Below are 9,325 nucleotides of genomic sequence, written 5' to 3' on the forward strand. Positions count from 1 at the left end.
TATAAATCATATTAGTTGTTAGTCCACTTTTTTCACTAGATTACTAGCTTATAAAGTAACGTTTCGTTTAGTTTTGTTGAGGAGTAACTGTCTGAGCTATATTTGGGGTAAACTTATTTCCAACTAAATCGATTAACTTATCATTTATCGTAACCAATACATCTTTTGTTATTTGACCATCACCATCAGTAGTGATGAGAATACCTGGTTGATTCCCCGGAGTTTCTAAGTCGATATCCTGTCTATATACGGCTGTAAAGGTGTCTATAATAGCTTCAGTTCCAGTTAGTTGGATTGCTTGTTTTACATCCGTATGATCTGGCAATTCAGTACCTTCTGTTGTGCCTAGAATTTCGGATAAATTAATCGTAATGGTTTCTTCAAGACTACCATTCCCACTAAACACAAGGCTTGTAGTTGTTGGAGATTCATTATCTACCCATACAATATTACTTGTTGTTACTGTTCCAGTTCCGTAGTTATTCTTTGGTATGACTTTAACAGAAATATTTTTACCTACTTCTTTTTCCGTTATGGTAAAAGTTGAAGAAGTTTCTCCTTCAATCAGCGCATCATCAGCATACCATTCGTAGGTTGTGCCAGCCTCTACATCCCCATCTACATCATAATAATTCGAAACCACTGTCAATTCATTTCCGACTTTTGCTGTTCCTGTGATTATTGGTGATGCTGTTGGTGGAGTATTTTGGATAATTGTTTGTGTAACGGTACTATCATTAAATCCTGTTGCAACGACTTTGATAACGTTATCTCCAACAGATAATACACCAGCACGAATATGGAAACCTCCATCCACATACCAGCTATCTTTATTAATTTCAATTCCATCCACATATACGCTTGTAATGTTTTCTTGCCAATTTCGATTAATTGGTTGTTCCATGATTCTAATATCATGTTGAGTATCATTATTTGATGTATCAGCGATTAGTGTTACAAATGTTGACATCAATAGCTCTATCGCCTTTTGTACTTTATTTTGTAGAGCTGTTTTCTCATTGCTATCGGGTAATGATTGTACACTTTGAGCTATCATCATCATTACGAAACCATTTATTTCTGGCTTTAATTTCAGATCATCTACCGCTTTTGTTGGATCTACAAATAAAGAATCCACTAGCTTCTTGGCACCTTTCAATTGAACCGCGGAAAAACGACTTTTTAATGCTTTTGCCTCTTCTGTCTCCCCTTCGAATACTTCCTTTTTGATCATCCCACCTAATGCAAAATAGGCTTGTATCTGAAATTCCTCCAGTAATGCATTGTCTAGCACATCAAAATCTGGATTGCTATCATCCAACATAAATTCAACTACACTTAACAATACTTTTGCTTGATTCAATTCACTTAATTTTTTTAGCTCTACTTGAACTGCTGGGAAGTACCCATCAAGTTCTTCCTTTAATTTATTTAGCTCTTCCGCAGCCGTCTCCCCTTCCTTTTCAACTGCCATCAGCATCATAGAAGCAAACGATCCCTTAATATAGGCTGATTGAATTTTTTCTATCGAACTTAAATCCGCTATAGCATTTTTCACTTCTGCGAATCTTAATTTAGTAAGTTCAAGTAAAGTAGCGATCTGGTCATTAGCTGTGACGATTTGATAGACATTAGAGGTACTTGATTTTTTCCCACTTCTATCTACTGCATAAACTGTATAATAGTAAGTTTCCCCTGGCGTGACGGTAGTATCTGTTGCTGTTAATAAAGATTTATCAACAGGACCAGCTACTTTTACAGCATCTGTCATTCCATTTGGGTTGGTGGTACGATATACCTCATAAAATGCTACAGTAGATGTTGAACTAGCACTCCATGTAATCGTATTTTTAACTCCACCTAATTTAACTGTGTCTGTATCTGAGCTAATTACAGTCACATTTGCAACTGCAGGTGGAACCGGTCTATCAACTGGTGGTGTTATATCATGGTCACCTGATCCACCACCAGTACTTGGAGCTGGTGTTGGTGCCGGTGACGTTGGTCTTGCATCAGGGTTTGCTTGACCAGCGATTTGGTTGATATTTTGTTTGATTAGGTCAAAGTTTTTGATAATGTCATTTGCTTTTGTACCTTCTGGCAAAATAATATTTCCAACTCTCGCTCCTGAATTGATGGTTAAGTTAGCTTCTTTATTTTGAGCGATTAATTGTTGAATTGTACCAGTTGTATTTAAGACGATAGAAGCCTTACCAGCGAGTTCCACATTACCGATCGTTGCGGAACCATTAAATATTATTGGATTAATATTCTGGATAGTTAATGATAAGACATTGGCATTTAATTCCACATATTCTGCACCTGATCCTACTTTGATTGATGGAATGACAATCCCTTGGTCAGCTGCAATAGTCGCATTAGCATATATGCTCAATTCTGATACATTCGTTGTCCCTCTCGCCTCAACTCTCACACTATCTTTATTAACGTCCAATTTTCCTATATATGAGTTACTTAATAAAATATTTGCGAAAAAAGTCGTTGCCACTTTAAAAGCATTCATAGATCCTTTCGCTTTTAAAGTTTGATAGAATTTATCACTTGCTGCCGTTACCAGAGTTTCACCAGCGATTGTTGTTTTGCCTGAAACTGTTAGTTTGTCAGCAGCAAAGCTATTTGTTACTTCTTTTCCAATTACAAAATCGCCTTTGACTGTCAAATTTTTCACAGAAACGTTATCCGCAGAAACCTTCACATTTCCTTCGATCACACCATTTTTCCCATCAAAAACGAAAGCGCTATTTGCTGTTCCACCTGTTTTAATCTCTAAATCTATCACACTCTTAATGGCGCCATTCTCTGAAGTAAACTTTACAACGGCATTTTTTAAAACTGCTTCATTTGTTCCATTAAATATCGTTTTCGTCGCATCTGTTAATGTATATGTAGTTCCACTTAACGTCACAGTACCATCAGTAATTTTCTCAACAGTAGATTCTTTCGACACATTCTTCAAAACAGTACTTTCTGCACGATAAACAAATGCTGCCATTTGACCTCTTGTGACAACTTGGTCTGGTGCAAAAGTAGTAGGCGTTATCCCATCTGTAACTCCATTTACTACTAGTGTATTTACAAAACTAGCAAACCATTTATTTTTAGGTATATCTGTGAAAGCTGTTTTCGCCGGTGATGCTTTTAAGTTAAAAGCAAGCGTGAGCATTTTGGATAGTTCAGCTCTTGTTACTGTTTTATCAGGTTTAAATGTCTTTTGATCAAAACCGCTAATGATGCCTTTTTCTACTAGTGCCGCAACAGCTGGGTAGTACCATTTTCCTTCTGGCACATCATTAAATCCTATGTCTTTAATATTGGTACTGTTTAATCCTAGTGCCTTAGCTAGAATAGAAGCTGCTTCTGAACGTGTAAGATCTTTATCTGGTCTATATGTTCCATCATTAAAACCACCGATTACCCCACGTTCTGATAAACTCAATACTGCATCATAATAGTACTTTTCACTGCTTAAATCGCTAAACTCTTTGCCTGCTGCTTTAGCAGAAAGAACATTACTTGGTAAGATTGGCGCTACAATACTTGCCATAACTGCCGTTGAAGATGATACAACCAGAAACTTTTGGTAAGACCTTTTCAATATTTAAAACTCCTTTCTAATTCCTCTTTCAATTTAAAATCACACAATAAAAACCCCAATCATAATAGTCGATTGGGGCGGTTGCACCACTGACTCGATACATTCCTGGTGCCCAATTATAGAATGTATTTCATTGTCTCCCTGAATTTTGTATAAACACTATATTTACAGTGTTAACTTTAGCAAAATTTGTCTAATATTGAAAGATTTTTTCTTGAATGTTAAATAATTGATGAGGACTAGAAGTTTATTAGACGAACAAAAAGGAAAGTTTTTCACCATGATGAATACTCTCCTTTTTGTTATAATAAAGGATTTTTTTAAAAAGCTAAGAGTGGCAGTGAATTTTATCTAACTAAAGTACCATTTCCATATTCCTGGATGGTGCCTGGCGCCTTAATTGTTAATTAGTACGGCAACCGTGTCGTTTTCTCTATCTTAAAAGACATCGACATTTTTTGCCTGGGAAGGTACTATTATCCTTATCTATTAAAAACAAGGAGAAGATTACATGAAAAAGAAGATTACTATATTAACCTTAGTTTTAACTTTGTTAATTTCGGTACCAAGCTTCAATGTTTTAGCAGTTTCTAAATCTCCATCAATTGAACAGCTTCAAAGGCAAATAGCATCACTAACTAAGCAAATAAAGAATTTAACAAGCAATATTGCGACAAAGAATAAAGAAAATAAAGAACTTAAAGCCAATTTAGACAAAGTAACTGAGGAATTAAATAAAAGTAAAGATGAGAATATCAGCCTGAAACAGCAACTAGAAGAGAAAATCAATGAAATAAACGAGAAAAACAAGAAAATAGAAGAACTCATAAAAAAAGCAGATCAATTAAGTAAAGCACAAATTATCTATACCGATTCAAATAGAAATATTGTTTCAAAGGACACAACAGGTGCTATAAAGTGGTATAAATTTCAAACAACGATGACAACCATCTTTCTTACTGAAAGTGCCTATCAAGAAGTTGGCTATATACTTGATTTAGCAGATGAAGTAATAACCGATGTCGGCAGTTACTTTGGAGCAACAAAGTTACCACAAGGAGTAACTGCGTATATTTGGCAAAACGAGAAGGTTGCTCAAACGTCTTATGGAGAATATGTCGCTAGAGACAAAAGAGTACTTATCGATGTAAGTAAGTTTGCTCCGTATAATAATTCTAATGAAGAAAATTTTATTGGGGTTTTTGTGCATGAATTCGCACACGCCTTTCAAGATACTTACCAAAACTTTAATTCGATTAGAGACAAATTCAAATCAAATATGATGTGGATAAATGAAGGTGTTGCAAGCTATGTCGATGGTCAACACATTGATTATAGTAAGTATCATTTACCCAAAAATCAATTAACGATGAGGTATAAGTATAATAAGGACGTATACAAAGAAAGAGTTCTTGGATCAATGTCATATTTCGGAAAAGACATTAATGATTTAAAGGAACTGCTAGATGATTCTTTTTTTAAAGTAGATGCACCAAGTGAATCAATGATATATTATATTGAGGAAAAATACAGCCATAAAAAGTTTTTTGATTTCATTGAAGGCTTAAGAACTCAAAGTATAAATGATTCAATGGTTAAAAACTTCGGAGTCACAGAAGCCCAGTTTATTCAAGATTGGCGACAATACTACGGACTATAACCTTAAGATGAATAGCCCATCAGTTCTGATGGGCTTTCTTATAAATCGCACTCAGGCGTTAATTAGTTAATTTTTAGTTCTTAAGGATGATTTGACTTGATTGTTTTTCTGTTCGGTAAAAAAGAGAGCTTAAGGGGCTGTTGACAAAGTAGGAATAGAGTTCATCTCTATTCTTACTTTGTTTTTTTTATTCATTTTTTACGTCTTGGTCTCCTGTTTTATGTAAGCCCGTATTCAAACAACGCATATAAACTCACGGCGCCTCCTGGTACGATACTAGTATCAAATTTTAGGAGGTGCTTTTCCTTATGCCGCAAGAAAAATTAACAATTGTCCCCGTTTCTCTACATTCAGAAAACAAGTACACATTCCCTTTGACATCTCCGATATCCCATTCCTCTGGCTGCTGCACGATCAAAACAGCAAATGCTGAGGTCTCCTTTTATAACGGTATAGAGGGGCAGATCATCCAAACGATCATGAGGGAGTTGAAGCATTGGTGAAACATGATTATACGGATGTGAAAAATATCTTTATCATTTGTGGAAAGACGGATATGCGAAAGGGCATTGACGGATTGGCTACTCTGGTCCAGGATTCTCTTGAATTAGATCCTTATGGCGATTCTATATTCTTGTTTGCCGGATGGAAAAAAGATCGTTATAAGTGTTTGTATTTCGACGGAGATGGCTTCGCCATGCTTTATAAGCGTTTGGATAATGGGAAGCTTCAATGGCCAAAAGATGAACAGGCGGTACGTAATCTTTCTCAACAGGAACTTCGGTGGCTACTCGAGGGGCTATCGATCCAGCAGCCAAAGGCCATTCAACCTTCATCAAAAGGTGTGTTCTAATTACATAAAACTATTAATCTTATGTTTATTACCCTGTTCAAACTCGTTATAATTAGAAGGACGAAACCGAACGAAAAGTGGTGAATGATGTGGCAAACGCTTCTTCTAAGACTGAAAATCAATACGAGAAATTAATTCGACTGCTCGAAGAGCAATTGGCTCATTCTAACCAACAGAATAGAGATTTATTAAAAAAGCTAGATCATTCTACTAAACAGATTGAATCGTTAACCGACCAACTTCGTCATTTAACCAAGCTTTTATATGGATCAAAAACTGAAAAAACGAAATATAATGCACCAGATGGTCAAAGTTCATTATTTGATGATGATCCGTCTTTTAGCGAGCCTGAGCACACAGGAGATCAAAGCCAACAGACGATTACTTATACTGTTGTACGGAAAGTTCAATCGAAAAAACGAAACGATTCCCTACATGAAAATATTGAAGTAGAGGCTATCCATCATCATCCGGAAAATACGAATTGTGACTGTTGCCAAAGTCAAATGATTGAAATTGGCAGTACTGTCGTACGGGAAGAAGCAGAATTTATACCTGCAAGAATGAAAAAAGTTCAGCACATTGAACATGCATATGAATGCAAAATCTGTAAAGGCGATTTAGCTCAAAAAGCGCAAATTAAACGCGGCAAAGCTCCACAGCCACCTATTCAACGCAGTATTGCAAGTCCTAGCGTACTTGCCAAGGTGATCTATGATAAATTTTCACAATACTTGCCCCTTTACCGTCAGGTAAAGGAATGGGAACGTTATGGCTTGAATACGAATGATAAGAATCTCTCCAATTGGGTCATACGTGTAGCGCAGGATTGGCTTTTTCCTGTGTACAAACAAATGAAGCAATTGATGATGGCAAAATCCATTTTGCATGTCGATGAGACCTATGGACAAATTATCAACCGCTCTGACGGAAAGTCTGGGCAATCGAATGCCTATAATTGGGTTTATCGAAGTGTGCCGAGTCAAGGTCCATCCATTGTTCTGTTTCAGAGTTCATTAACACGTGCCCGGTCTGTTCTCGAAAGCTTCATTGAAGGCTTTTCTGGAACGATTGTCTGTGATGGTTATTATGCCTATGGCAAAATAGAGGATATCACCTTCGCAAATTGTTGGGCACATGTACGCCGTTATTGGTTAAAAACGGACAGTAAAAATGGGCAAATTGGCGTTAAATATTGCGATGATCTATTTCGACTTGAAAGGCAATTTAAACATTTGTCTCCAAGTAAACGAAGGAAAAAAACGCAAAAAGTACTCGAAGCCAATCGTTGATAAATTCCTTAACTGGGTTGAAAATGCGCCATTCTATAGCAAAAACGCACTTGGGAAAGCAGCTGAATGCACGTTAAACAGAGTGAATGGCTTGAGAGCATTCTTGAGTGATGGCCGAATTGAGATAGATAACAATCCAGCTGAGAACGCCATTCGTCCAAATGTGATCGGTCGAAAAAATTGGCTGTTTAGTGTAAGCGAAGCTGGTGCAAAGGCTAATGCGATTTGTTTAAGTATGGCTGAAACTGCAAAAGCAAATGGTGTAGATTTCTATCACTATCTGGAGAAGTTATTGACGGATCTTCCTAATCTAGATATCTATCAAAATCCAGAAAATATAAATCAATACATGCCCTGGTCACAAAAGATTCAGTCCGAATGTAGAAATAAATGAAATAAGCCGTAAATTCGATTAAAAAAATCGTGATTTACGGCTGTTTGTGATGGCGTACTGGAAGGTACGCTTATTTTTTATATTTCGGGCTTACGTTAGAATAGCTATTCTATGAATATAATATATGGTTAAAAGGATATTTAATACGGAATTTAGAGAAGTAGCCCTGAAGAGATGTTACTCTCCACAGAGCCTCCTATTCTACAAATCTCGACATATACCGAGGAGTTAGGGAGTGACAGGCGCCATTCCCTACTTCTCTTATTTTTTAGTCTGCCGCTGTTATATCAGAGTTTGCTAGTGTTCCTACAAACGATTGTACTCCATCAATTATAGGAGTTAGCGCTGAACCTTTAATAACTATTTTAAACAATCCATTATCAAATTTGCCAATCTCATCAATTTTTGCTAATCCAATTTCTGTTAATGTAATTACTACTTCATTATTCAAAACCGTAACTGTATAGTCGTCAGTTGCTGTTAATGTAATATCAGCATCTGTATATGTTGCACTAGCATTATCGAATGTAACTGTGTAATCAGTATCTGCTCCTGCATTATTTACGGTATCACTAAACTTCAAAATAAACGTATCATCTGTGTTTGTTGCTAATGTACCATTATCATACGTTACACTCACTAGGTCAATTGCTTGAGATTTCTTTGTTATTTTCGCAGACTCTACTCCACCTACCGTTACTGATACTTGGTAGTCAGTTGCTGCCTCGATCGCTAACCCTTCTACAGTTACTTTCGCTACTTCAGTTCCAGAATTTGTTGCTGTTCCTAATTTTGTTGTTCCATCTGCTGCGTATACTGTTACTGTTGTTCCAGCTGCTACATTCGCTACTGCTACTGATCCATTTGCTGGGTCTCCTCCCGTAGCTGTATTTAATGTAAACGTAATATCATTTGCTGCTGGTGCTGTTGGTGCCAATTTTGCAATCACTTTAGTGACAGTTACTTCTTCAATTGTTGTTCCATCACTAATTTTCACTGTGGCTGTTAAACTACCTGCTGCTTCTGTTGTTGCTGGTGTTAATGTATAGCCTTCTACAGTTACTGTGAAGTTTGTATTCGTTACAACTGCTTTTACTGCATTTTCAAGATCTGTTTGTGTTGTTGCGTTGGTTGGCGCAAATGTTCCTACCGCACCTTCCGCTGCTGTTTTCGCTTCAGCTAGTGTTTGTGCTAATTTTTCAATTGTTTTATTGACAGCTACTGTTTCAGTTGTCGTTCCATCACTAATTTTCAATGTGGCTGCTAAACTACCTGCTGCTTCTGTTGTTGCTGGTGTTAATGTATAGCCTTCTACAGTTACTGTGAAGTTTGTATTCGTTACAACTGCTTTTACTGCATTTTCAAGATCTGTTTGTGTTGTTGCGTTGGTTAGCGCAAATGTTCCTACCGCACCTTCCGCTGCTGTTTTCGCTTCAGCTAGTGTTTGTGCTAATTTTTCAATTGTTTTATTGACAGCTACTGTTTCAGTTGTTGTTCCATCACTAATTTT

At 36.7% G+C, this 9,325-nt stretch carries 5 protein-coding genes, 1 pseudogene and 1 riboswitch; of the genes and pseudogenes, 4 read left to right on the forward strand and 2 right to left on the reverse strand.

Going from position 1 to position 9,325, the window contains the following annotated elements; translation table 11 throughout:
- Positions 1-67: 67 nt before the first annotated feature.
- The gene (locus ACFSO7_RS02580) at positions 68-3,616 is read right to left on the reverse strand and encodes an S-layer homology domain-containing protein (protein WP_377875062.1); all 3,549 of its coding nucleotides are present in this window, start codon (positions 3,614-3,616) and stop codon (positions 68-70) included.
- Positions 3,617-3,684: 68 nt separating this feature from the next.
- A riboswitch (cyclic di-GMP riboswitch) is annotated at positions 3,685-3,766 on the reverse strand.
- 361 nt (positions 3,767-4,127) lie between these two features.
- Here ACFSO7_RS02580 and ACFSO7_RS02585 point away from each other — a divergent pair.
- From ACFSO7_RS02585 to tnpC, 4 genes and pseudogenes are all read left to right on the forward strand, one after another.
- Positions 4,128-5,276, forward strand: coding sequence for a hypothetical protein (locus ACFSO7_RS02585; RefSeq protein ID WP_377875064.1), 1,149 nt, complete (start codon positions 4,128-4,130; stop codon positions 5,274-5,276).
- Positions 5,277-5,584: 308 nt separating this feature from the next.
- Positions 5,585-5,779: a hypothetical protein gene (locus tag ACFSO7_RS02590; RefSeq protein ID WP_377875066.1), complete on the forward strand. Its 195-nt coding sequence runs from the start codon at positions 5,585-5,587 to the stop codon at positions 5,777-5,779.
- Positions 5,776-6,129, forward strand: coding sequence for an IS66 family insertion sequence element accessory protein TnpB (gene tnpB, locus ACFSO7_RS02595; protein WP_377875091.1), 354 nt, complete (start codon positions 5,776-5,778; stop codon positions 6,127-6,129). Before ACFSO7_RS02590 ends, tnpB begins: the two co-directional genes overlap by 4 nt.
- Positions 6,130-6,218: 89 nt before the next feature.
- Positions 6,219-7,815, forward strand: a pseudogene (gene tnpC / locus ACFSO7_RS02600) (IS66 family transposase).
- A gap of 268 nt (positions 7,816-8,083) precedes the next feature.
- On the opposite strand, the gene ACFSO7_RS02610 reads toward tnpC, so the two are convergent.
- Positions 8,084-9,325: hypothetical protein (locus ACFSO7_RS02610; protein ID WP_377875071.1), on the reverse strand; the 1,242-nt coding region annotated here is incomplete at its 5' end.

The organism is Bacillus sp. CGMCC 1.16607, assembly GCF_042683745.1.
GTDB lineage: Bacteria > Bacillota > Bacilli > Bacillales > Cytobacillaceae > Pseudoneobacillus.